Below are 24,672 nucleotides of genomic sequence, written 5' to 3'. Positions count from 1 at the left end.
AAATGCTTCCGGCTTGTCAATAGGAACTGTTGTCAATCCAAGGGGTTAATAGTTTTGAGATGAGGAGAATAAGTTGGCTTGACAAATTGACGGAAGCGTATTAATCTCTTCAGGTTTAATGGCTTGCGGTCGATAAAAAAAACGATATGAATATTTCGCGATATTTGAAAGAAGAGTCTATCGTCCTTGATTTCCACCCCGAATTGGAACCGCCTCCGGAGGAGTCGAACTCCAACCGCTGGAAAGAGCGAAACAAGAAGCAGGTGCTTTCGGACCTGGTGGATATTCTGGAGAACTCCGGCAGAACCGGGAATAAGTGCAAGCTGTTGACTGATTTCATAAACCGGGAGCGGAAGGCATCCACCGCAATCGGGCATGGCATTGCTATCCCACACGTCCGCACTATGCAGGCGAAGGAATTCATTATCGGCTTTGCCCGCTCCACGGAAGGTATTGATTTTGGCGCCCCGGATGAGCAGCCGGTACATCTGTTTTTCATCATGGCGGCCCCGCCGTACGACGACAATTTATACTTGAAAGTCTTTAAGGCTCTGGCGGAATCACTTCAATACGAGAGTTTTCGTCAGGAGTTAATGGAGGCGAAAGCTCCCTACGAAATCATCCGCGCATTCAAGAATATGGAATGACTGGATTCCCAGGAGCCAGATTACTGGCGCTGATATATCCCCATCAAGACCGCTTCCGCAACGATATGCCCCTTGATTTTTTCCAGCATCGATTTCCTGATTATTCCGCGGACGGTTTCCTCCCGAGTGAACACCGGCTTGGAATCAAGAGCATATAATCTGAAAAAATAGCGATGAGGCGCTCCATGCGGCGGGCAGGGTCCCCCGTATCCATATTTCCCGAAATCGTTCTTCCCCTGCATCAGCGCCACCTCTTTACCTTTTGTCTTCAATACAGGGGTCACCACTTTCAGAACGTTTTCGGGGATAACGGTCATTTCCGGCGGAATATTATAAAGCACCCAGTGGACCCAGTTTCCCGACGGCGCATCGGGGTCTTCGCATATCAGAACAAGTGATTTGGCGGTTGCGGGTATATTGTCTATATGCAATTCCGGCGAGAGGTCAGCGCCGTCACAGGTGAATTTGGCCGGTATCGAATCCCCCTCCTTGAAGGATGGACATGTCAGTTCCATTTTCGCCTCCCGCTTAACGGCGGAAGAATCTTCCTCGGTCCCAGCCGCGACAGCCGCAAGCATACATAAGGCTCCAGCTATGATTACGACAGGATTCTTTCCAAACCTCATATTCTTATGATTATACGTCAGAATCTATTGTTCTTGCCGTTGAAAGCTATTAGCCGTTTATAATTGGGGATTTACGTCAGCCGCGCTATTATTTCTTATCCCTCAAGAACGGCTCAAACAGATCGATCGGCAGCGGGAATATGATAGTGCTTGATTTTCCCACCGAGACTTCTGTCAGCGTTTGCAGGAAGCGAAGTTGCAATGTGCTGGGCTGGGCTGCAATGATGGCGGCCGCCTCGGACAGTTTATGCGACGCCTGCAGTTCTCCTTCGGCATGAATAACTTTCGCCCGTCTCTCCCGTTCCGCTTCCGCTTGGCGCGCGATCGCCCGGGTCATCTCCGGCGGCAGGTCAACATTCTTTATTTCGACCACGGAAACTTTGATACCCCACGGCTCGGTCTGATGGTCGATAATTTTCTGCAACTCCTGGTTTATTTTTTCCCGGTTCGCCAGAAGTTCATCCAGTTCCACCTGCCCCAGAACAGAGCGAAGGGTGGTCTGCGCAATCTGTGAGGTAGCCTCAAAATAATTGGCGACCGCCACAATGGCTTTGTTGGGGTCCATCACCCGGAAATAAACCACGGCGTTTACCTTGACGGACACGTTATCGCGGGTAATTACATCCTGCGAGGGGACATCAAAAGTAATCGTGCGCAAATCGACTTTGAGCATGCGGTCCACGAGAGGAATGAGGAAGATAATTCCCGGTCCTTTAGCGCCTATCAGTCGTCCCAGTCGAAAGATAACACCGCGCTCATATTCGCGAAGAATTCTAATTGCGTTCGATAGAATTATCAACGCCAGAAACGCTATTATTCCAAGAGTAGCAAGTTGCATAAAACCTCCCTGCTTATACTTTCCTTTTGACCTTTATTTTCAGATCTTTCACTTCCAGAACTTCCACTGACACCCCTTCATCGACAGGCTCATCGGCGCGCGCTTCCCACAATTCCCCGGCGACATAGACATATCCGGTCGGGTCAATTCTTTGCTTGACAACGCCGACCTGCCCGACCAATCCTTCCACCCCGGTGGTCGGACGGGCGATGCGCGCTTTTAGCGCCAGGGTGAAGGCAATCACCACAAAGGCTCCAATGACCACGGCCACCGCAAAAATGACTGATTTGGAGATTCGCAGTGACGGGTCGGCCGTATCGATCAGCATCATCCCCCCGATTATCAGCGATATCACCCCGCCAATAGTCAACAATCCGTGACTCACAATTTTTATCTCCAATATGAAAAGAAGTATCGCAAACAGAATCAGCAGAAGTCCGGCGTAATTAATCGGCAGAGTGCGGAAGCTGTAGAAAGCGAGAATCATACATATTCCGCCGACAATCCCCGGAAGAATTGCTCCCGGATTGTAAAGCTCGATAACAATCCCCAAGCCGCCCAGCGAAAAGAGAATGAACGCTACATTGGGCGAAGAGATTATCTCCAGGATGGTTTGAATAAGTGTCTTTTTAAGCGGTTTTTTCAGCGGTTCGGTTAGGTCCACTTTCCTTTTCCCCAGCACCGTGTTGACTTCAAAACCGTTAATCTGGCGCAGCAGGTCATCCACGTCGGTCGCCACAAAGTCAATCACCTTCAGCTCCAGCGCTTCATTACTGGTGATAGAGGCCGACTCGCGCGCCGCTTTTTCCGCCCATTCAGCATTACGACCATGCCGCTCGGCCATTCCTTTTAGCGCCGCCACGGCATCATTCATTATTTTTTCGGTCAGAACCGAGTCGATCGGTTGACCGGTTCCGGAAACGACATGGGCCGCGCCGATACTGGTGCTGGGCGCCATGGCGGCAATATGCGCCGCATAGGTTATATAGACTCCAGCCGATGCCGCCCGGGCTCCGACCGGGTAAACATATATCGCCACCGGTACCTGGGAATTCATCATCGCTTTGGTTATTGCCCAGAAGGAGTCATTAAAACCGCCCGGTGTGTCCATCAATATCAGCAGCAAAGCCGCATGCTCCGCCTCGGCTTGCTTCACCGCTTCAATGACGCGGTCAGCCGTGACCGTTCCGATGGCGCCGTCGATAGTCAAAATCAGAACCAGGTCAGCGTCAGAGGAGGCAACCGAATCGCCGGCAACCCCGGTTGTCTCGGATGAAGAAATATTACATAAAGGGAAGCTAAAAAGGAAAAGAAACAAAGTTATATGCAAAGACAATCGGTACATATTAAACCCTGCTTTAAGTAATATCAACAAATCACCGGTGTCAATTGAATAATTGACAAGGGAAAGCGGCGCGGCGGTTCCGGTCAGATTCTATAATAAGCGGGCGAGTTTTCCCTGAAGATAAACCGGCGCGCCGTCAAGGAAGGTCGCTGCCGGCTGCAATCCGGAGAGTTCGAATCGGGAAATCTTATATGGATTTTCTTCAAATACCACAAAATCAGCTTTGTATCCGGGGAGAAGATAGCCGCGTTCGTTTTCCTGCCCAACGGCGTAAGCAGGTCCTGCTGTATAATTAAAAATCGCTTCCGCAACGGAGATTCGCTCCTGGGGGTAGAACGACTTTCGGGTTCCCGGGATAAATCGATTGACGGCGGCGTCTATCCCCGCCACCGGATGGAGGGTTTCGATAGGGGCATCGGAGCCAAAAGCCAGATGTACCCCGCGGTCTATAAGGGTTCGAAAAATGTAGCAATTGCGTCCTCTTTTGCCCCAGTATTTTTCGATAAGCCTGACATCCGAGGGGCAATGGGTCGGCTGCATTGATGCCACCACCCCGAGCCGTTTGACCCGGGCAACGTCGGAGCGGCGAATCATTTGCAGATGCTCGATGCGGTGACGGATTCCGTGCGGCAATGCCGGGGCATGCTCAAAGCAATCAAGCACATTGGAAATCGCCTTATCGCCGATAGCATGTATCGCTGCCGGAAGATTTAATTTAGACGCTTTCTCAATCAGCTCCGCAATATCACTCTTGGGGGTGGTCTCAATTCCGAAATTATTTTTAGACCCAATATATTTCTGAAAGCAGAGGGCGGACTGGCTTCCCAGCGAGCCATCGGCAAAAATCTTGACTCCGGTAACTCGAAAATAATCGTTGCCGTAATTGCGACCGATTCCCTGGCGGGCTAATTCCTCAATCATTTTCGCCGGCGGATAGAAATTGACCCGCAGTCCCAGTTTTTTTTCTGCTGAGAGGTCTCGGAAATACGGCAGCGCATCGGGTCCGTCGAAGGAATGGACACCGGTTACCCCGCGGGAATATGCTTCTTTCAGGGTCATCTGATGGAACCGGGCGATTTTTGACCTGCCCGGCTTGCCAATCAATTTGAAAACAGGGAAATATCCGGGTATCTCTTTCAGGATTCCCGAGGGGGAGCCATCGGCAAACCGCTCAATAGCGCCGCCGGCTGGTTGCGGAGTTCCCGATGATATTCCGGCGAGCGCCAGCGCCTTCGAGTTTGTCCAGAGCATATGCTGGTCTTTGGAAAATATCGCCGCCGGTCGGCCTCCGGTTACCTTGTCGAGCATTAGTCTGTCGGGCACGACAAATTTTTTCCATCGGTCGGGGGAGAATCCTTCTCCCACCACCCATTCATCTTTCTTCAGTTTTGCCGAATGCTTTCTTATTCTATCCAGCACCTGCTCCAATGAATTTAATCCGTCCAGTTTCACCGTTCCCATCGAAATGATAATGAAATAGAAATGGGTATGGGCATCGACCAGCCCCGGTATGACAGCGGAGCCACGCAGGTCGATTTTCTCGTAGGAAGAAAAGTCGGCATCGTACTTGAGATTTTTCCCCACGGCCGCAATCAGGTTCCCGTCGATTGCCATTGATTCCGCCGGCGGGAGCCCGGCCACCTGAGTATATATCTTTCCGTTAAAAAAGAGTCTGCGCTTTCTCATAATTTTCTCCGGGGACTCGAAAATCGCCCTGACGTTGTGTGATTTTGAGACGGTCGGTTTCTTCCAATATCGGCACAACATATTTGCGCGAGCTATTTATCGCTTCGCGGAACTCCCCTACTGCCATCGTCCGACCATCGGCAAGCAGGGCAACCAGTTTCGTAATTATGTCTTTCCAAACATCGCGATGAAACGCCAGCGCTCCGCCAACGCGGACCAATCTTCCCGTACCAAAGAGATATTCAATCGCTTCAGAGAGGTTTCTTTCCGAACGAATCGCTTCCTCTATGGTCGGCGGTGATGCCCCCCCTTTGCGGTATATCTCTTCCAGCAAGTCTGCCCTGACTTTGATTTCCCCAATCGCGGACAGTTGACGTCCCGGCAGATCATAACGGTTCTTTTTTCGCACGAGGCGGTTATCATCGACCAGCAGTTGCAACACCGTCTCTACTATCGCCGGCGGGAGCTCCCCGGATTTTGCCAGAAAATCAGCGGTGAGGCCATCGATATGAGGTTTGTCTGCAAAAAACTCTTTCATTGTCAGAAGAATTTGCTCGCTCAATCTTTTGTAGTCAGCCAGGCGATAGTAGCGATTGCCAATTATTTTCAGAGCGCCGGCTTCGTACAATTGATTCAGATGCGCCGTCACCTGACTTTCTGAGAAGTTGGCGAGAGCAAAATCGCCGGCGCCGACAAAGAGACTTTTCTTCAAGCCTGCGTCAATCAGGTTGCCCAGGGTCAGTTCTTTCAGGTTTCTCAGATACTGAAAGAGAGGTTTCTCTCTTCGCGGAGGAAACCGCTTCAGCAAATCTATAATGGTGCCGCCTCCGACCGTAACCGGCGGTGTCGGCAGACGAAAGATAAATCTGTCGCCAATAAAAGCCAGAAGCGGTTCTGAGGGGCGAAAGAAGAGCATTCCCTCGTCTCCAGGGTGAAGCTCTCTCTCTTCAAATAAGCGCACTTCCCCTTCCACTTCGGTCGTCCCCAGAATCATCAGAAGCCTTCGCCCGTCGGCAACCTGGAAGGGCGCATCTTCGAGCAGTTTGACATTTGCCGCAACGACCGTTTCCTGCGGGTAATTTTCCACTAATGCCGGCAGGGAAATTACTCCGCCGCGCGCCAGATACTCCTTATCAACCCCGGTGAGACTTAGCGCAGTTCTCTGACCCGGAAAAGCGGTATCTACCTGCTGATTGTGCGACTGGATATTGCGAATACGCCCGCGAACTCGCGAAGGAAATACCGCCACGTCCTGTCCCACCCTAAAGATTCCATCCTTGAGAGTACCGGTGACCACACCTCCAATCCCCTGCAATACAAAGGAACGGTCGATATACAGTCGCGGCTTTCCTATATCCATTCGTTCCGTGATAAGCTCTGCCAGTTTTTCGATTTCCGATTTGAGTCGTTCGATTCCTTCTCCGGTGGCGGCGGAGACGCGCACGAATGTTGCCTCGCCGAGAAAAGTCCCCCGCACCCGGGTGCGAATATCCTCTTCCACCAGGTCAACCCAGGTTTTTTCCGCCAGGTCTATCTTATTGATTACCACGATACCGTACCGGACACCCAGCAATTGAGTAATCTGAAAATGTTCCTGGCTCTGGGGCATCCATCCGTCATCAGCCGCCACGACCATCAGGACGGCATCAATGCCACCGGCGCCGGAAATCATATTCCGCACAAACCGCTCGTGTCCCGGTACATCGACTATCCCGATTCTCTTGCCGGTGGAGGTGTCGTAATAAGCAAAGCCGAGGTCAATGGTCATCCCCCGCTCCTTTTCCTCAGGGAGACGGTCGGGGTCGATGCCGGTCAGCCGGTTGATAAGGGAGGATTTGCCATGGTCAATATGTCCCGCGGTACCGATAACAAACATTTCTTATAACAGGGGTAATATGGTCTTGATGATTCTGGTCAGGGCTTTGAGGTCGCTGTCGTCAATCGCTTTCAGGTCAATTAAGAAATTGCCGTCCGCAATCCGACCTATAACCGGCGGTTCGGCGGCGCGAAAGAGTTGCGCCAGTTTTTGGGGCGGAAGACCGCTTCGGAATACCAGCGCTACGGAAGGCAACGTGACGGTCGGCAGGGAGCCGCCCCCCATTTCACCTTTGGAGCCCTCGAGAATAATTTTCTCGCCACCGCCTAATTCTTTTAGAATTCGTTGCCCCTTTTCGTATAGTTCCTTTTCCTTGACGGCGGCAAGACTCCAGAGTTTGATTTTTTCCTGCCAGACACCGTCGAGGTAATATTTCAGCAATTCCTCCAGCGCCGAGAAAACAATCTTATCGACGCGAAGCGCCCGGTATACCGGATTATTTTTGAGACGGTCGGTCAGTTGGCGCTGTCCGACAATCAAACCGGACTGAACACCGCCCAGCAGTTTGTCGCCGGAGAAACAGGTTAGCGAGGAGCCATCCCGGCTGGATGATTGCACGGTGGGCTCTTCGGTCCCGGTAAATCCTGACGTATCAATGAAAACGCCGCTTCCTAAGTCATTTATGACGGGAACGCCAGATTCCGTTCCTAATTGCGTCAATTCTTTGAGTGATGGTTCTTCCGTGAATCCTTTCTGGGCGAAATTGCTTTTATGCACCCGCAGTATCATGGCGGGATTTTCAGCCAGCGCCGCGCGGTAATCATCTATTGTGGTGATGTTGGTGGTGCCGACTTCGAGAAGTTTTCCTTCGGCGCGCTTAATGATGTCCGGGATTCTAAAACCGCCCCCGATTTGCACCAGTTCTCCGCGCGAGATTACCACCTTCTTCTTACAGGCAAGGGTATTGATAATCAGAAAAATCGCCGCGGCATTATTATTGACAATGACGGCATCTTCCGATTCCGACATCAGGGCCAGATATTTTTCAGCCAGTTCGCCGCGACGCCCCCGCTTGCCGCTGTTGATATCAAATTCGAGATTGCCGTACCCGACAATATGGCTTTTGATGCGGTCAAAAAGTGTCTCGGCAAGCGGCGCCCGTCCCAGGTTGGTATGCACCAGAATGCCGGTGCCGTTGATAACCCGCCCCACCTTTTTCTTAACAGTTGCACTCAGTACCTTAACAATCTCGCTTTTAAGTCTCGACAGGGACAGGTCCTTTTCATCGCTGTCAAGTCGCCGTTTGAATTCTTCCACGGTTTCACGAATGATGACTACAGCAAGTTGCCGCGGAATTTTCTCGCAAATGGATACCACTTCCGGTTCCGACGCCAGCGCTTCTATTGAGGGAATATCGCGCCGGCTGAATTTATCTGATTTTGTCATCTCGAAAATTGTAAATAAAATGTGTCATAACTCTTCCGACCGACGCCAGCGATGCCGCCGAGCATTTGTCCGGCGTGTCGTATGATGTGTGCCAGTACTGATAGGCAAAATCTATCACTACCACCGACGGCAATCCCACAGTCATGAAAGAGAGATGGTCATCATGCACGAAATATCCGACCGTGTCGGAAAAGGTTGTCTCTCCGATATCGCGGGCTGTCTTCCAGATTATATCGTTTAACTTTGGAAAGTACTGTTCCGAGAAATTTTCGCGATAGACGCGCAGGTCACGGTCGCCCACCATATCGACCACAACCGCGCAGCGATATTTGTCCTTGATTCCCCGCCGGGTCATTTCCTTGGCGCCGAGAAAATAATCGCTCAGGTCTCCGCTCATACCAAAATCTTCACCGTCAAGAAACGCCAGGTCAACATTCAGGCGCGGCTTCTGGGCGGCGAAAAGATTGGCTAATTCCATCAGCACCGCCACGCCGGAGGCGCCATCATTGGCGCCGTCAATGGGAAGATTCTGCTTGCTGCTGTCGGGGTCCAGTTCTGCCCGCGGCCGGCAATCGTAGTGCGCCGCCAGAAGTATCCGCTCTCCCGACGGACCTGCCGCGCCTGAAAATCTCGCAATGAGGTTGACCATCTCAATATTTTTTCCGGTATGCTTGTCGGCATGGATAAACTGCATGGTGTCGACCTCCGCTCCCAGGTTGCGGCAGAAACCGGCAATGTATTCGCGACAACGGGCGGCGCTGGCGCTTCCCGGCACCCGGGGACCAAACTCCACCTGCGCCACGAGGTAACTCATCGCCCTTTCGCCGTCGAAAGTCGGCAGTGACCTTTCCTTGTTTCCGGACCGGCAGGAAAGCGCCGTCAGCGCCATAAGCGCCATTACAATAATGCCTGAGTGTCTCATACGGTACAGGTGGAAAAAAGGGAGGCGGGGAGGGAAAGTCAACCGAATAATTTAGAACCGGATATCGACCCAAATGCGCAATTCGCGGATATGCGACTTTCGCTGCAGGGCGACGTCATTGGTGTCCTGCCAGCGGGCGCTCAGACCGCCGCGAATCTGCGAGGAGAATGAATACGAAATATTCGGTGTCACCATAAGGTCGGAACGTTCACCGGACGACGCCAGGGGGTTTTCGCCGTTGGCGCTTTCCGTTTTCTGTTTGCGCATAGTGACATCCACCGCCAGAGACATGGTCGAACTGAACTTTAATCGGCCAAACAGCGGAATCTTGATACCGGTCGGCGCCGAGAATGAATATTTGGTCGAAAAATTATAATTGGTCTGGACCGACCGTTGACGGCTGGTCATGGCGCCGCTCTGCGAATTGAATATCTTCTCATCCGTAACAGAGCGGTCGGTATTTACGTTGATCTGAACCCCTTTCAAAATATCAAAATTGACCGAGAGAAGCGGCCTCTGGGCAATTGTAACTCTCTCTGACGCTTGTTTACCGGTCTGCTTATTAATCACTTCAGAGGTGCTGCGGGTATATCCGGTGCGGGGATTGAACCGCTTGATTATCGGATTGAGCAGAGTAAAGGTCTTAAAGGGGCTGATGGCAAAGCGGATATCCGGGAAAGTGGTCTGAATCGATTTCTGGGGATTGAAAGATTTGACAATATCCTGGTCAATCTTCCGGCTGTATGACACATCGGTCCGCAGCCCGCCGAAGAAGACGGTGCCACTCCCGAAGGAATATCCGGTGCTCTTGGAGACAGCCGTGGAGTAGCCGGTGGTGGTGGCATTGGAATCTACTTCTGCCCCGATATCTTCGCTCAAGCCGAAGCGGAATTTCAGCTGGGCTCTTTCCAGAAGCCCGGTGTAGGAGTACCCGTACCGCTCATTGAAGTCGTAACTGATAGGATTTATCCATCCGGTCAGGAATCGCATCAATTTTGCCAGCGGTTCCAATCCTTTTCCTACCGAACTCTTTTTCTTCTGGGCATCCTCCGCTTCCTTCGTCCTGGCGCGGGAGCGCTGCGGTCTGCTGCCGGGGTCACCAAACAATTTTTTAAGATTCAGGTCGCCGCCGACGCCATAGGATTTGCTCGCCGCGGCATTGCGCGTAACATCATTGACCTTTATATCTTCACGATATCCGGTCGAGAATGTCATCTTGTGCGTGAGGAACGAGAAAATGGTCGGGGAGTAAGAAATACCAAAAGATTCATTATAGTTGGTCTCGCGCCCCAGCCGGAATTTGCCTGGGTTCAAACTGAAAACCACCGTGCGCGGGTCCGACATATCCCGCTTGGTATCCATACTATAGGTGGCATTCATATTGTCGGATATTTTGTACCCGAGTCGGAAATTACCGCGGAAATCCCGTCGCAAGCTCTCGGTACGGACCCGGCTGGTATTCTCCGAAACGGTCAGATTGCGGTCAAGATCGGCGGTGGAGCCAAAACTGTTGGGCAGAAGATAAAAACGGCTTCCGCTCAGTTTTTTGAGCAGAGGCACCGGCTCCGTCCAGAAGAAGGGCTTAATGCTGGGAATCTTGCCGAAAGAGAAATCGTATCTTCCGCTCAGATGATAATTTTCATTAAAGGAAACAGGGGTTTTGGGCGATTTGCCTTCCGTCTTGTTATAGGAATAGTTCATTCGCAGTTTATTCAGAAGGATGGAAAAGAGCGGATTGCTGGAGCGCTTGTTGAAACTTTCGGAAATGGTGAATCCTTTGCTGACGTTGATATTGCTTTCATCATCGCGAAGTTCTTCGGGAAGGACGATATCGGTATTGAACCTCAGAAGCGGGATTTCCGTGGTCTTCCCGTACCGTAAGGAAAGCGGCAGAGAGGCATTTAAGGAGCGGGGCAGGAATTTTTCCAGACCAATATTCACGTTGAAGCCGTAGCTGGTGGTGGAGCGTCCGCTGCCGAGGTTGCCCGATGAGCCTCCCCGCGTGGATGATGAAATCTCCCGGAAAAAGGCATCCCGGTACGAATAAGTCACTCCATAAGAAATCAAATCGGCGATATTCCCGCTGGCGGAAACGCGGGCAGCCGTTCCAACATCACGACGAACATCAATCAATTTTAATTCGTTAACCCAGACATCGCCGGTCGGCGTCTGTGCCGTGTCGAGATTGACCACGCCGCAGGCGAGATATTTGACGCGCGTCAGATTGGGCAATCCGAAAATGCGATAATTGCCATCGGTCGTATCGTAAGGCCGGTCCACGCTGCCGTCGCGACTGCGCATCATAAATTCCTTTAAGCCGGTAATCCGGTCGAAATCGATATTAACCTCGTTGGCGGAATTCCATCCCGGCTGAAGCATCGTCTGATATTCGTAGTAGTTGTTAGAGTCCTGACCAAGGCGGAAAAAGAACATAACCGAATCTACGCCGGGGGCTCCATGAACCAGCATATTGAGGCGCCGGTACCCCACATAGTTGGGAGCGTCAAACAGCACCCGTTCCACCAATCCGGTGTCGAGCGCTTTGAAGTTTTCGTAGTGAAGAAGAAGTGACTGCTCCGGCTCCGTGACCTGATTGGTTTTATCATAATAACCGCTGACACCGGGCGGCGGGTCGAGACGGTAATCGATGTTCTCCTGATTGTTTATGACCGCCACATTGAAACGGCTGGTGGTGGGCTGCAGCGGCGCAACCGGCTTCAGTTTATCATCCCAGTTGGATTGAATGAAATCCATAGTGGCAAAGTTTATCTGACAGACTTCGCCGGTAGGGGATTCAAACCAGACCCGCACATAGTTTATCTGCGACCATGACGGCGACCCGACTATCGTGTCCAGCACCGCTGTGTCTTTAATCGGAATGCGGTAGGTCTTCCAGCCGTTGAATTCAGAACTGTCCACATAGAAACCGCCCGGATTGGCGAGGTCAAGCTCAAATGAAAAATAGTTGTTGGCTTTGTCGGAAACGTTGTTTCTATAGATGTCTTCCGAATCCGGCTTTCCCCACCGATTGGGATCTTTGGCATTGCCCTCGGTGCCGTTTATGGCTTCGTAATCATAGGGGTCACATCCGTTACAGCCTGCTCCCTCACCGTTGTAGTACCAATTATCGCCGTTGGGGTCAGGATTGGTGACGGGGTCATACCCTGGCTCATCACTGTCTTTGCGACCATCCAGCCCCACATCCTCTCCCTCGTCGAGAATATTGTTGTAAAAACCGCCGATACTCCTTTTGTCTTCGGTGTCGAGACTGTCATTTCCGTTGACATCCTCGGAAATTATCCCCATTTCGAAGTGAACAATGCCCTTTTCTCCTTGAATGCGCAATTCCAGCAGCTGGGCGGCATCCTGATTTGCCGAACCGGCCGGCATATAGCGCATCAGCCCGTTCCAGGCGCGCAGGGAGTCGTAGGTGATATTGGAGGAATATTCTCCTGCCCGACGGTCGAGCTTGCCCGGCTCAAACCGCACCCAAAGGGTATGAGTGCCGCTTTCGCCAGGTTTTAGTTCCCGATTCCAGATATCGTTGGTTGCCACCTGGTCGTAAGGATTGTACCAGACCAGGCGCGCCCGATGACTGGCTGTGTCCAGTCCGGCCGGGCGTGATGATAGCGTCCAGAGCTCGCGGAAAATCCCCAGCGAATAGGAGTCGCGGCTCCCCTCAAAATCATCGATATATGCCACCCCATCGACATTGGGGTTCGGATGCGATTGCGCCATTTCGCCGGAAATCGCCAGGTTCGATTCGCTGGTGGTCGAATAAAACGGCAGCAGGTTTATCGCTTTGCTGAGGAAATTCGGCTTGAATTTGTACGAGGCATCGGCATCCCAAATCGTGGAGCGAGTGGTCTCCTGTCCCACTTTCGGCTTGCGGTCGGTGGCCTTATCGGACTTGTACAGATAGGTCGCCCCTAATTTAAAATTACTGCTGAATTCATATTCACCCCGGATGCCGAATAAGGTTTTCTTTTCCGCCGCAATAAAGGGCGTATATTCATAGTCAATCGATATATTGGCGTTCGGGTCAAGCGCCTCCTCGGTCAAGAAGGTGACAAGCCCAAAATCATATTGAATATTATAATCGGTCCCTTTGTTTAGCAGACGTCCGTTAAGGGTAATCCGCTCCGAATTTTCGATGATATTGGGCCTTCCCAGGCTAATCTCGGTGGCGCGACTTCGGTTGGAAACCTCGATGTAGTACTTACTTGCCTTTATTACTTCCTGCGTGGAAATCTGATAACTGTATATTTCCGGCACCTGATCTTTTAGCAGCAGGGTATCGTAGTAAGGTTTGTTGCTGGCAAACGGCTTGCGGTCCGGGAATATCAGAAGTCCCCGCACCGGGTCAACTATCGATGGCTTTTGCACATCGGCGAGACCATCCGACATCGCCTGTCCCGCCTGATTGATGCTATCCAGCCCCATCAATCTGATGTAGGGAATGCCGTCCTGATGGTCAAGATTATCCTCGGAGCGCTCGGTGTTCCCGGCTCCTTTCAGAATTCTAATCTCCAGACCGGAGACATCTATATTGGTGGCGTTAAGATAATAAACATTGCGCCACATATAATCCCAGGTGACCTGAGTTGAATCGGGATTTTTGTGACGAATCAGCTTCAGCGCGTACGGTTCCTGACCTACGTTGCCAACGGTGTCAATCGTGCCATTGGCTCGCTTGATAATCATATAGACGCCGATTTCTGTTCCGTAAGAGATATTGGCGTTATCAAACAGAATCCAGTTGTTCTTGACATCTACATAATAGGTGTTCCGGTCCACGGGAGTCGGGTTAACCAGCGCCGAGAGCTTTTCGTTGGCGAACTCGGTGGTATCATCGGGGTCAACATAGAGGTTGGCGTTGATGCCGGTCGTGGTCTGTGAATACTGGCTGATACCGGTATAGACATCTATATATGTGATGGCATCTCCGAGGAAGAAATCAACGAAGAAACCTTGACTGTTTTTTCTCCCCAGGTCAAAAATCCGTCCGGAGGCGTAGTTATAGTCGCGGATGTAATCTTTGCGGGCGCTTGCTCCGGCAATAATGGAGTTTCTTTCGGTGGTACCCTTTTCCTGACTGGCAATAGCGGTCATTGTCAAGTTGCCGATCTGCGCTGTTGTCTTTATGCCAAAGAGCCCCTGAATTCGGGAAGAGTATCCCACAAACTGCGTGTTGGGCAATGAAAGAGTGGTGTTCCCGGCTTCGATGCTTTTAATAATATCATCCTCATCCCCTTTGTAACGGAGCATTATCCGGTTTGCCAGCGGGATGTCGGTCTGGGAATCCTGTGTCACCGAGACCGAGATTTTGGTGCCGATGGTACCATTAATGTCAAATCGGGAAATCTGCTCCATATTGAGGGAGGGGAATTTGCTCTGGCGATAGGTGGCGGTAGAGGCGCGGTCATCCCACTGCGACCGACCGGAGAAAGTAATCTGATGATACCCCGATACTTTCAACCCGGCGCCGCCTTCCCCCGCAATCGACTCCAGTACTTTCGACTTGATGGGGATATTTAGCGACAGAAGTCCCCCCTGCTTCTGTTTCTGGTCTTTGGTCAACGCCTGCGCCCTCAAATCGCTCATGTTTTGAAGCAGACTGAGGTCGCGCCGCCGCTGCATATACTCGGCTGCATCGACCGATCGGGGGGTATATTCGTAGGCAAGCATGCCCGACCGATAATATTCCCCCGAAAAAGTTATGGTCTGGCTTTCAAAGTCGGAGCGAATAACCTTGGTGGGAAGCTCGCCGATTCTTTTCAGACGCGGAATTCTGGCATAACTGAGTGAGATTACAAACTTAGGTTCTTCCAGGGGGTAAGGGGCAATCAGCCCGGCAGGGTAATTCAATTCCCCGTGAAAACCAGGCTCGGCGGAATAAGATAAACTACCGATTGACAGGACAACCGATAAAAGAAGTGAATATGTCAGCTTACTGGTCGTATCTAACAGCTTGAAAAGCGGTTCATTTTAGTTCGTTAAAAAGATTCTATAGTTTCTCCTCCTTAAAATCGCCAAGAAATGTGATTTCTTCAGCCAGTTCAATCCCGAATTTCTCTTTGACTCTCTTTTTCAGCATCTCCGCCAGCCGCTTGATTTCGCGCGAGTTGGCGGTGCCGTCATTAATGATAATATTGGCATGCCTGTCATAAACATAAGCCCCCCCAATCCGCATCTCTTTGGCGCCGACCTCTTCCAGAAGTTTGCCGGCCGGGAGTTTCCCGAATTTCTCCCGCTTGTCCGGAATATTTTTAAAAAAACAGCCGGCCGAGTGTTCGGTCTCAGGGAGTTTGTCCTTACGGGTTCTCAATATCTCTGCCACCTTTCGGGCGCTCTCATTCTTATCACCGGGACTGAGCGCAATGCCTGCCCGCGCCACAAATTCCCGCGTCTGTTTCAGCTTTGATGTCCGATAGTCAAATTCAAAATATGAAGCCGGCTCGACTCTGACAGACCCTTTGCGGTCCACCAGTTCTGCCCATTTCAGCACCGAGCCCATTTCGGAGCCGTACGCCCCGGCATTTCCGAAGATAGCCCCACCGACCGTCCCCCAGATACCGGCCGCGAACTCCAGTCCGCTTAGACCTTTTTCTGTGGCGAAGTCAACCAGACGCTGTAAATCCTCGCCGGCGCCAACCGTTATTTCGGTCCCCTCCAGATTGATTCCCATAATGCTATTCTTGATTATCAGCCCGTTATACCCATCATCGGAGATAAGCATATTGGAGCCGCCCCCCAGCATGAAATAAGGAATTTTGAGTTCCTCGGCGATATGAACCACTGCGGCCAATTCCCCGGTAGTATGAACATTGGCAAAAAGACGAGCCTTGCCGCCGGTGCCAAATGTATTGTGAGCCGAAAGAGGCTCGTCTTTGGTGATCAAGTCGCCAAATTTTTCCATAAGTACTTTCGCTGCTTCCTTTAGCGGCTGCTCCAGCCTTTTTGCCAGAACTTTCATTTCAAATATACCACCAGATATTCTAAAATCAAGCCAAAACGGGGCACAAAACCGCTGCCGTCAGGCTTCTGCGACCTGCCAACTACCCCTTCTCCGCACCCGGTTTCTGTTCGGAGTCAGCCGCGGAAGCGGCCGGTTCCGGCGGTTTCTTTAGTTCGTCCAGATAATTTAAGCGGAGCTCAAACAGCATATTGGATAAAAACTTTTCTTCGTCCGGACTGAGATTATTCCTGGTCTTATCGGCCAGCATAGAGAGCAGTTCAATACTCGCTTTCGCCTGCTCCAGATTCCGTTCCACTTTACCGGTAATCGGAGAGACTATTTTCCCCAGGTACTGCATCGCCGCGATCTGAAGCGACATCACCAGCTGAAAAAACTGCGGGTTTATTTTTGAATCTGAAGTCACTTAAAGCCTCAGGTTATCGGAAATACGGGCCGCCGCTCAGGTGGGAAGCCAACTCATCCGGTTTGAAAACTGTACTTCTTCAGGGAAGCCTTTTTCGTCAAATAGCTTAACAGATTCTGACGGTCGCTGTCAAGCCCTTTATCGCTCAGCAGTTCGGTCACTATATTTCTGGTTATCGGCAGAAGTTCGGCATCTTTTGAGAGATTCGCAATCTTCAATTCGGGCAGACCGTGCTGGCGGGTTCCAAAAAATTCACCTGGTCCTCTCAGTTTCAGGTCGGCTTCGGCAATCTCGAATCCATCCCGTGTGCTTTGAAAAAGCTCCAGCCTTTCTTTCGCCATTTCGCTTACCGGCGGGGTCGCTACCGCTATTACCAGACCCGCTTCATTGCCGCGCCCTACCCGTCCCCGCAGCTGATGCAACTGCGACAGTCCGAACCGTTCGGCATGCTCAATTACCATAATCGAGGCGCTCGGAATATCGATGCCGACCTCGATTACAGTGGTCGCCACCAGTATCTGCAGCCGACCGGAGCGGAAGTCGGCAAGCGCTTTTTCTCTCTCTCCACGCTTTATACGTCCATGCACCAATCCCAGCCGAAACTCCGGGAAGATATCTTTTTTGAGCCGTTCGAATTCTTCTTCAGCCGCCTGCAGATCGACCTTTTCTGATTTTTCCACCAGCGGGTAAATGAAGAAAATCTGCTTGCCGGTCTTTAGTTGTTCCATTAGAAACTTGTAGATTTCCGGTCGGGCAGATGCATTCCGCCAGACGGTGCGGGTCGGCTTGCGACCGGGGGGCATACTCCGTATTGTGGTTATATCCAGGTCGCCGTAGAGGGTCAGAGCCAGCGTTCGCGGAATCGGCGTAGCGCTCATTACCAGCGTGTCAGGATGCCGCCCTTTACCGACCAGATTTCCACGCTGCATCACTCCGAATCGATGTTGCTCATCGATGACGACCAGGCTCAGTCGGGAGAAGTTCACCGGCTCCGATAGAAGGGCATGAGTTCCGAAAATGATTTGCGCCTCTCCGGATGATACCATCCGGTGCGTCTCTTTTTTGTCGGCGCCGGGCAGTGAGCCGGTCAGACGCTCCGCCGTGATACCGAGGCGCTCAAGAAATTCCGCCCAGTTGCGATAGTGCTGCTCGGCCAAAAGCTCGGTGGGAGCCATGAAAGCGGCCTGATAGCCATTCTCGGCAGCGAAAACCGATGCCGCCAGAGCCACGACCGTTTTCCCGCATCCGACATCCCCCTGCAACAGCCGATGCATCGGTCGCTCTCGTTGCATATCGGCGATAATGACATCAATTGCCTTATGCTGGTCCTCAGTCAATTGGAAAGGGAGCTGTTTGACAAAACCGCGCGTGGTGCTGCCGGGAGGCTGATATTTTTCCATTTTTCCGGCGGCGCGAATCTTTTTGCGCATCTTCAGAATCAGATATTGGAGCTCCAGAAGTTCATCAAAGGCGAGACGTTTCCTTGCCCCCTCGATATCCCCCGCGCTCTCCGGAAAATGAATCGACCTGATAGCCCGGTCAAAGGGGGTTAATTGATACTCCTGAGCCAGCTCCCGCGGGAGGGGTTCCGGAAGCCGGTCGCCACAAAGTTCCAAGGTCTGCTTGACGAGTCGGCGCATGACCCTGCCGGTTAAGCCGGTCTCTTTCAGTTCCGAGGTTGCGGGGTAAACCGGCACGATTCTTCCGGCATGAATCAGTTCGCTATCATCATCTTCCATCCGCTCCATTTCCGGGTGAACGATCTGCAGCTGCTGAAAATAGCTGACCGTCCCGGTGGCGGCGTAAATTTCCCCCTTGCTGAAATATTTCTCCAGGAATCGAATCCCGGAGAACCAGATTAAGGCTATAAATCCAGTGCCATCACCCAGCATCACTTCCAGCCGCGGCCGTTTTCCTTTGAGAATTCCCTTTCCCATGACTTTGCCGATAACAGTCACTTCGGTTTCGGACCGCAGGGACCCTATCGGTGTAATGACAGAACGGTCAAGGTATCGTCGGGGAAGGTAATAAAGCAGGTCGGCGACGGTTCTGATTCCGACCTTAGCCAATGCCTCGGCGCGACGCGGTCCGACTCCCTTTACAAATTGTATTTCGGTCTGAAGCGATATATCTGGCATCGGTTTAGATTAATTTTTATATTGAGATATGTCAACATAATTGCCTTAACCAGACAAAGGTTAAGGCGGGTTTACAAGACGGCAATTGAACAAATCTAACCGGGAGGTGACGATGAAAAATCCCGCATACAAAACAACCATACTTCTTTTCTGCTTAATCATTGCCGGATTGGCGACATCAAGGGCGCAAACCGGCTGGGAGAAGTCGCTGGACCTCAGCCTTAATGCCACCCAGAGCAGTTACTCCGACTCTTGGGTCGGCGGAGAAGCCGGCAGTGTTGCCTGGACTATCAATGCCAACGGCATATTTTCCAAGCAGCTATCGCCGGTATTCAATCTCAAGAACACGGTTAAGCTGGCATTCGGGCAGACCCATAGCCAGGATGAGTTAACCAAGAACTGGTCGAAACCGACTAAATCGACCGATAAAATCGACCTGGAAGCGGTCGGTCTTTTTACCATACAATCATTGATTCAGCCGTATGTCGCCTTCCGCTTTGAAAGCCAGTTTCTGGACGCCTCGGTCCCCGACCATAAGCGGTATGTCAACCCGATGCTTCTTACCGAATCGGCCGGTCTGGCACGACAGATTTTGAAGAAGGATAAAGACGAAATCCTGACTCGTCTCGGTTTCGCCTTCAAGCAGAATATAAACAAAGTCCTGCAGCCGCCCGATTCCTCGACCACCAAAGCGGAAACCGCCACCGACGGCGGTATTGAATCGGTTACCGATATAAAGAAAGTTTTAAGCGACAAGCTGGCGTATGTCGGGAAATTGACCGCCTACAAGGCGCTATTCTATTCGGAGAAAGAAAAATTCCAGGGAACGGAAGCCGAGGATTACTGGAAGGCTATCGATGTCAACTGGGAGAATTCTCTGACGGCAAGCGTTTCCAAATATGTCCAGGTTGTTTTCTATATTCAGCTCTTATATGACAAACAGATAAGCACCAAGGGTAGGCTGAAACAGACCCTCTCGCTGGGATTGACCTATAAAATGTTTTGAACGGCTTTTGGGTTTGGCGGAATTCGCACTGAAATCGTCTGACAGACTTGCCGCTAAAAGCGGATAAATTTTTGTTTTACAGCGGCGCACGACTGTGCGCCGCTAAATCTATCACGACCGACGGCGGGTCACTTTGGCTTATATACCAATCGCCCCCCCAATATCGTATATTCCACTTTACCGCTCAGTTTCCATCCGATATAGGGCGAATTTTTCGACTTGGAGCGGAAATTCTCTTTTTTCACAGTCCATTTCTTCTCCGGGTCAATGACGGTGATATCCGCTTTCTTTCCAATTTCCAGTCTGCCGCCGGGAAGTTTCAGGATTCGCGCCGGATTAATGGTCATTTTGCTTAAGGCATCAGCCCAGGATAGATACCCTTTGTCAATCAATCTGGTTTTTACCAGACCGAGGGTGGTTTCCAGTCCTATCATTCCTGGCGGCGCCTGGTCGAACTCGACATCCTTTTCCTCTTCGGCGTGCGGCGCATGGTCGGAGCTGATACAATCGATGGTACCATCAATCAATCCTTCTATAACGGCCTCGACATCCCTTTGCGTTCTGACAGGGGGATTGACTCGGAGGTTGGTATTGAATTCCTTGCCGATTTCATCATCGGTCAGCGAAAAGTGATGCGGTGTTGCTTCAGCGGTTACATTGATTCCTTCGGCTTTAGCCAGCCGCACCGCTCGCACCGCGCCGGCGGTGGAAATATGCGCGATATGAACCCGTCCTCCGGTGAAGGCGCAAAGACGGATATCGCGGAGCACCGCTATCTCTTCGGCGACCGCGGGACTTCCTTTCAAGCCCAGCCGGGTAGACTGATAAGATTCATTCATCACACCTGAGGCGCTCAGATAGCGGTCTTCCGCATGGGATATAATGGGTATATCAAACATTTTGGTATATTCGAGGGCGCGGCGCATCAATTCCGGATTCTGCAGATAATTGCCATCATCTGAAATCGCCACGGCTCCGGCATTTACCAGGTCTCCAATTTCGGCCAGTTCTTCCCCTTTGATTCCTTTAGTAATCGCTCCCACCACATGGACATTGGCGTCCGCCATCTCCGCTCGCGAGAGCACGAACTTGACCGTCTCCTGATTGTCGATGGTCGGCGTGGTATTGGGCATGCAGCAGACCGAGGTAAAACCTCCGGCGGCAGCGGCCTGGCAACCGGTGATAATGGTTTCTTCGTCTTCCCGCCCCGGTTCCCGCAGATGGACATGCATATCAATCAATCCGGGCACAACCAGTTTTCCGGAGGCATCAATGATTCTGTCCGACGGAATACCGGCAGATTCTTTTTTGGTGAGCCCATCTTTTCCGACTCTGGCAATCTTGCCTTCTTTGATAAAGATATCCGCCTCGTTGCCGAAACCGATAGCCGGGTCGATAACCAACCCGTTTTTGATGACCAGGTCAAATTCCGATATCTTCATCTATTCCTCCTCGGCTTTCTTGCCGGACAAAAGATACAGGACCGCCATCCGCACCGCCTGCCCGTTAGTAACCTGCTCCAGTATTACGGAAGCATCGCCATCGGCGACTTCATTGGTAATCTCTACTCCCCGGTTCATTGGACCCGGATGCATTATGGTGTAATTTTTGTTCAGAAGCGCCAGACGTTCCCGTGTCATTCCGAACAGGTTGGTATATTCTCTCTGTGAGGGAAAGAGCCCGGCCTGCTGCCGCTCCAGCTGAATTCTCATGATATTGACCACATCGGCGCCTTCAATCGCTTTATCCAGATTCTGATAGACATCAACTCCGAACTTTTCGATTTCGACGGGAAGCAATGTGGTCGGACCGCAGACCGCCACCGATGCTCCCATCGCTTTTAATCCCCAGATATTGGAACGGACCACCCGGGAGTGTTTGATATCTCCCACCAGCACAACCCGCAGGTCTTTGAGGCGCCCGTATTTTCTCCGGATGGTGAACATGTCCAGAAGCGCCTGAGTGGGGTGCTCATGCGAGCCATCCCCGGCGTTTATCACATTTGATTGGATGCATTGTGTCAAAAAGTACGGCACGCCGGTGGAGGAGTGCCGCACCACCACCATATCTATCTTCATCGCTTCAATATTGCGCACGGTATCTTTAAGAGTCTCCCCTTTTTTCACCGAAGAGGTCGCCGGCGTAAAACTGATGCTGTCGGCCGAGAGCCGCTTTTCGGCCAGTTCGAACGATATCCGCGTACGAGTGGATGGTTCATAGAAGAGGTTCAGAACCGTTATGCCTCGCAGTGTCGGCACTTTCTTGATAGGCCGCTCAATAATTTCTCGGAAAGATTCTGCCGTATCCAGAATCAGGGTGATCTCTTCCTCGGTCATTCCCTCCAGCCCCAACAGATGACGCGATTTAAGCTGCATTATTTCTTTCCCCCTTTCGCCCGGCGTTTTTTCGAGGCCACAATTTCCGGAACCGGCTTTTTCATGCCGCCTTTCACCACAAAAACCCCTTCCCGTCCGTCGGTTTCATTTAGCCGCACCAGCACGCGGTCATCGGCCGCAGTCGGAATATTCTTTCCTACAAAATCCGGTCTGATAGGCAGTTCCCGATGCCCCCGGTCTATCAGGACCGCCAGTTGAATTGATTTCGGTCTCCCAAAATCGATTATCTGGTCCAGCGCCGCCCGGATGGTTCGTCCCGTGAACAGAACATCATCAACCAGTATCAGATTCCGCCCCGCCACATCGAACAAAATCTCAGTTCTCTGTATGACGGGCTGGTCCAGTTTGAAATGGGTATCATCGCGATAGAGATTGATATCCATCAGACCAACCGGGATATCGCGGTCTTCAATTTCACGAATTCTATCCGCGATTCGTTTAGCGATATCGGCGCCGCGACTCAAAATTCCGATTATCACCAGCGATTCCGCGCCGCCGTTTTTTTCGAGGATTTCGTGCGAGATCCGCGTTATGGCGCGCGCAATCCCCTTTTCATCAAGGACTTCTTCTATCTTTTCCCTGGTCACACCGCCTCCGTTGAGATGAATTTATAGCTGACACATACCGGAGGAAAAAATGATTTGAAAACTATGGTTTGGAATACGTTGCTGATAACACTTATCATTTCTTCCTTTTGCCGCCTCTCCGGACGGCTTTAAAAGGTCAAAAAACCAAAGCGATTATATCATTAATTTTTCGGGCGTCAAGCAGTTTCTGAAAAAATTTCAGGGAAAACAGAAAGCGGCTGAAGACTTGAGGGGTGAAGCCCCTCATTCGGCTATTTTATACCCCAATTCCTCAATAAGTCCCGCCTCATCGAAGCGCCGGATTTCCCCCCATTCCTGAAGTTGAAAAGAAATGACTTCCGGCTCCGAAAGAAAACTGCGGTAAGCGGCGCTGCAAAAAAACTCCTCCCGGCTCAAAATGCTTTCGATTTTCCCTTGATTGAGGGTGATTATTCGCTGGCATAAGTCAAAGATAATATTCCCATAATGCGAAATTATCAGGACTCCGACCCCCTGTTCTTGAAGCGATTTCACCAGGCACCGAAAATGCCCAATCCCTTCGGCATCCAAACCGCTGGTCGGTTCGTCAAAAAAGATGTATGACGGTTTCATGGAGAGTATGGCGGCAAATGCCAGCCGGCGTTTTTCGCCGCCGGAAAGACTGAAAGGGTCGCGATTGAAAAATTCCGCCCGGTCCAGTCCCACCATCCGGTAACAGTCCTGCGATATCCGGTCAATGTCAGCGATGCCGAAATTTTCCGCGCCGAAGCGAATCTCCTTCTCCACGGTTTCAAGAAAAAACTGCCGCTCGGGATGCTGAAACGAGACCGCCAGACGGGGATTGTCCGAATCGAAATCAATATACAGGATTTGGCCGCGGTCCGGCTTCAGGAGTTTCGCCATTAGTTGTATCAGCGTGCTTTTTCCGCTTCCCGAGGGACCCACCAGCCCATAAACTGAACGGTTGTCAATCTCCAATGATTCGCCGCAAAATAATCGAGCGCCGGCAGAGCCATTTTGATAGGCGAATTCGAGGGTTTGGACTTTTATCTGATGCACCGGTAGGTTTCCCGCGGTAGTCGGGACTATTTTCTTTGCCGATTCGAGCGGGCCACGGCGCAGCCGGTGACGAAGCGGCGGCTCAATTCCGGCTTCCCGGCAGAGCGCCGGATTGGAAAATGTCTCGTCCGGAGTTCCCGAGAGAAGAACCTTTCCTTTGCTCAGTACGATTAGACGCGGATACTGTTCTGCTATGTAAGAGTATTGCGTTATTCGCACAACGGTCAGAAGGGGATGAGTCGAAAGCAACCGGTCTAAAACCTCACGCAGGAGCCGTTTTCCGGCTTCATCCAGAAACGACCCCGGCTCGTCCAGTATTAGAATCTCCGGCGATGCCGCCATTACTGATGCCAGCGCCAGTTTCTGTTTTTCTCCGCCGGAAAGTTGTGATGTCAGCCGTTCTCGTTTGTCATCCAAATAGAACAGACGGAGCATATTCTCTACCCGCTCCTTCATTTCGACTCGGGGCATATTCAGATTTTCGAGGGTAAAAGCGATTTCCCTTTCCACCGTTGATGCCACTAACTGATTATCGGGATTTTGAAATACCAGTCCGATTTTTCTTTTGAGAGCCTTGCTGTCGGCCATCGCAGCCGGATTCAGATCGTCGATTTCGATCTGTCCCGACTCCGCTTTAAGCAATCCTTTTGCAAGCAAAGCAAATGTTGTCTTGCCGGAGCCGTTGTTGCCGATAATGGCGCATTTCTCGCCGGAGCCTATTTCCAGGCTTAGCCCATCAACACCCCGAATCCCCTGCGGGTAACGATAAGTGACGTCAGAGAATTTAATCATAAGAAAC

General features: G+C 51.4%; 17 protein-coding genes. 2 read left to right on the top strand and 15 right to left on the bottom strand.

Features of this window, described 5'->3' with window-relative positions; genetic code table 11:
- Window positions 1-146 precede the first annotated feature (146 nt).
- Entirely contained in the window at window positions 147-647 is a 501-nt protein-coding gene (locus AB1690_03055) for a PTS sugar transporter subunit IIA (GenBank protein ID MEW6014281.1), read from the top strand.
- Between the two features lie 20 nt (window positions 648-667).
- Here the strand turns inward: AB1690_03055 and AB1690_03050 are convergent, their stop codons facing one another.
- The 11 genes from AB1690_03050 to recG form a co-directional block, all read right to left on the bottom strand.
- On the bottom strand, window positions 668-1,225 hold the full coding sequence (locus tag AB1690_03050; GenBank protein MEW6014280.1) for a YbhB/YbcL family Raf kinase inhibitor-like protein: 558 nt from the start codon (window positions 1,223-1,225) through the stop codon (window positions 668-670).
- 136 nt (window positions 1,226-1,361) lie between these two features.
- The gene (locus AB1690_03045; GenBank protein MEW6014279.1) at window positions 1,362-2,111 is read right to left on the bottom strand and encodes a slipin family protein; all 750 of its coding nucleotides are present in this window, start codon (window positions 2,109-2,111) and stop codon (window positions 1,362-1,364) included.
- Between the two features lie 13 nt (window positions 2,112-2,124).
- On the bottom strand, window positions 2,125-3,456 hold the full coding sequence (locus AB1690_03040) for a nodulation protein NfeD (protein MEW6014278.1): 1,332 nt from the start codon (window positions 3,454-3,456) through the stop codon (window positions 2,125-2,127).
- 90 nt (window positions 3,457-3,546) lie between these two features.
- On the bottom strand, window positions 3,547-5,142 hold the full coding sequence (locus AB1690_03035) for an amidohydrolase (protein ID MEW6014277.1): 1,596 nt from the start codon (window positions 5,140-5,142) through the stop codon (window positions 3,547-3,549).
- Window positions 5,117-7,018, bottom strand: coding sequence for a selenocysteine-specific translation elongation factor (gene selB / locus AB1690_03030; protein MEW6014276.1), 1,902 nt, complete (start codon window positions 7,016-7,018; stop codon window positions 5,117-5,119). The genes AB1690_03035 and selB overlap by 26 nt, the downstream gene beginning before the upstream one ends.
- 3 nt (window positions 7,019-7,021) lie before the next feature.
- Window positions 7,022-8,404: an L-seryl-tRNA(Sec) selenium transferase gene (gene selA, locus AB1690_03025; GenBank protein ID MEW6014275.1), complete on the bottom strand. Its 1,383-nt coding sequence runs from the start codon at window positions 8,402-8,404 to the stop codon at window positions 7,022-7,024.
- Entirely contained in the window at window positions 8,388-9,326 is a 939-nt protein-coding gene (locus AB1690_03020; protein MEW6014274.1) for a M28 family peptidase, read from the bottom strand. The genes selA and AB1690_03020 overlap by 17 nt, the downstream gene beginning before the upstream one ends.
- Before the next feature lie 51 nt (window positions 9,327-9,377).
- Window positions 9,378-15,194: a cell surface protein SprA gene (gene sprA, locus AB1690_03015; protein MEW6014273.1), complete on the bottom strand. Its 5,817-nt coding sequence runs from the start codon at window positions 15,192-15,194 to the stop codon at window positions 9,378-9,380.
- A 139-nt stretch (window positions 15,195-15,333) separates the two neighbouring features.
- Window positions 15,334-16,302 (bottom strand): UDP-N-acetylmuramate dehydrogenase, encoded by a 969-nt coding sequence (murB, locus tag AB1690_03010; protein ID MEW6014272.1) that lies wholly within the window; start codon window positions 16,300-16,302, stop codon window positions 15,334-15,336.
- Window positions 16,303-16,384: 82 nt separating this feature from the next.
- On the bottom strand, window positions 16,385-16,708 hold the full coding sequence (locus AB1690_03005) for a DUF1844 domain-containing protein (protein ID MEW6014271.1): 324 nt from the start codon (window positions 16,706-16,708) through the stop codon (window positions 16,385-16,387).
- Between the two features lie 53 nt (window positions 16,709-16,761).
- Complete coding sequence (recG, locus tag AB1690_03000; GenBank protein MEW6014270.1) at window positions 16,762-18,846, bottom strand: ATP-dependent DNA helicase RecG; 2,085 nt, start codon at window positions 18,844-18,846, stop codon at window positions 16,762-16,764.
- A 112-nt stretch (window positions 18,847-18,958) separates the two neighbouring features.
- On the opposite strand from recG, the gene AB1690_02995 reads away from it, so the two are divergent.
- Window positions 18,959-19,852, top strand: coding sequence for a DUF3078 domain-containing protein (locus AB1690_02995; protein ID MEW6014269.1), 894 nt, complete (start codon window positions 18,959-18,961; stop codon window positions 19,850-19,852).
- 128 nt (window positions 19,853-19,980) lie between these two features.
- Here AB1690_02995 and AB1690_02990 read toward each other — a convergent pair whose 3' ends face one another.
- From AB1690_02990 to AB1690_02975, 4 genes are all read right to left on the bottom strand, one after another.
- Window positions 19,981-21,294, bottom strand: a complete 1,314-nt coding sequence (locus tag AB1690_02990) for a dihydroorotase (GenBank protein ID MEW6014268.1) — start codon at window positions 21,292-21,294, stop codon at window positions 19,981-19,983.
- Window positions 21,295-22,227 carry an aspartate carbamoyltransferase catalytic subunit gene (locus AB1690_02985; protein MEW6014267.1) on the bottom strand — a complete coding sequence of 311 codons (933 nt, stop codon included), beginning with the start codon at window positions 22,225-22,227 and terminating at the stop codon, window positions 21,295-21,297.
- Window positions 22,227-22,835: a bifunctional pyr operon transcriptional regulator/uracil phosphoribosyltransferase PyrR gene (gene pyrR / locus AB1690_02980; protein ID MEW6014266.1), complete on the bottom strand. Its 609-nt coding sequence runs from the start codon at window positions 22,833-22,835 to the stop codon at window positions 22,227-22,229. Before pyrR ends, AB1690_02985 begins: the two co-directional genes overlap by 1 nt.
- Before the next feature lie 243 nt (window positions 22,836-23,078).
- The gene (locus AB1690_02975) at window positions 23,079-24,665 is read right to left on the bottom strand and encodes an energy-coupling factor transporter ATPase (protein MEW6014265.1); all 1,587 of its coding nucleotides are present in this window, start codon (window positions 24,663-24,665) and stop codon (window positions 23,079-23,081) included.
- Between the last annotated feature and the right edge of the window lie 7 nt (window positions 24,666-24,672).

The sequence above is a fragment of the Candidatus Zixiibacteriota bacterium genome (assembly GCA_040753495.1).
Taxonomy (GTDB): domain Bacteria; phylum Zixibacteria; class MSB-5A5; order GN15; family PGXB01; genus DYGG01.
This window is presented reverse-complemented; position numbering and strand designations above follow the sequence as displayed.

Bases quoted from the DNA above. Each gene is read 5' to 3' on its own strand.
- AB1690_02985 (MEW6014267.1), bottom strand. From the start codon at position 22,227: ATGCAGCTTAAATCGCGTCATCTGTTGGGGCTGGAGGGAATGACCGAG.
- AB1690_03040 (MEW6014278.1), bottom strand. From the start codon at position 3,456: ATGTACCGATTGTCTTTGCATATAACTTTGTTTCTTTTCCTTTTTAGC.
- murB (MEW6014272.1), bottom strand. From the start codon at position 16,302: ATGAAAGTTCTGGCAAAAAGGCTGGAGCAGCCGCTAAAGGAAGCAGCG.
- selB (MEW6014276.1), bottom strand. From the start codon at position 7,018: ATGTTTGTTATCGGTACCGCGGGACATATTGACCATGGCAAATCCTCC.
- AB1690_03020 (MEW6014274.1), bottom strand. From the start codon at position 9,326: ATGAGACACTCAGGCATTATTGTAATGGCGCTTATGGCGCTGACGGCG.
- recG (MEW6014270.1), bottom strand. From the start codon at position 18,846: ATGCCAGATATATCGCTTCAGACCGAAATACAATTTGTAAAGGGAGTC.
- AB1690_03035 (MEW6014277.1), bottom strand. From the start codon at position 5,142: ATGAGAAAGCGCAGACTCTTTTTTAACGGAAAGATATATACTCAGGTG.
- AB1690_03055 (MEW6014281.1), top strand. From the start codon at position 147: ATGAATATTTCGCGATATTTGAAAGAAGAGTCTATCGTCCTTGATTTC.
- AB1690_02995 (MEW6014269.1), top strand. From the start codon at position 18,959: ATGAAAAATCCCGCATACAAAACAACCATACTTCTTTTCTGCTTAATC.
- selA (MEW6014275.1), bottom strand. From the start codon at position 8,404: ATGACAAAATCAGATAAATTCAGCCGGCGCGATATTCCCTCAATAGAA.
- AB1690_03050 (MEW6014280.1), bottom strand. From the start codon at position 1,225: ATGCTTGCGGCTGTCGCGGCTGGGACCGAGGAAGATTCTTCCGCCGTT.
- AB1690_03045 (MEW6014279.1), bottom strand. From the start codon at position 2,111: ATGCAACTTGCTACTCTTGGAATAATAGCGTTTCTGGCGTTGATAATT.
- AB1690_02975 (MEW6014265.1), bottom strand. From the start codon at position 24,665: ATGATTAAATTCTCTGACGTCACTTATCGTTACCCGCAGGGGATTCGG.
- AB1690_02990 (MEW6014268.1), bottom strand. From the start codon at position 21,294: ATGAAGATATCGGAATTTGACCTGGTCATCAAAAACGGGTTGGTTATC.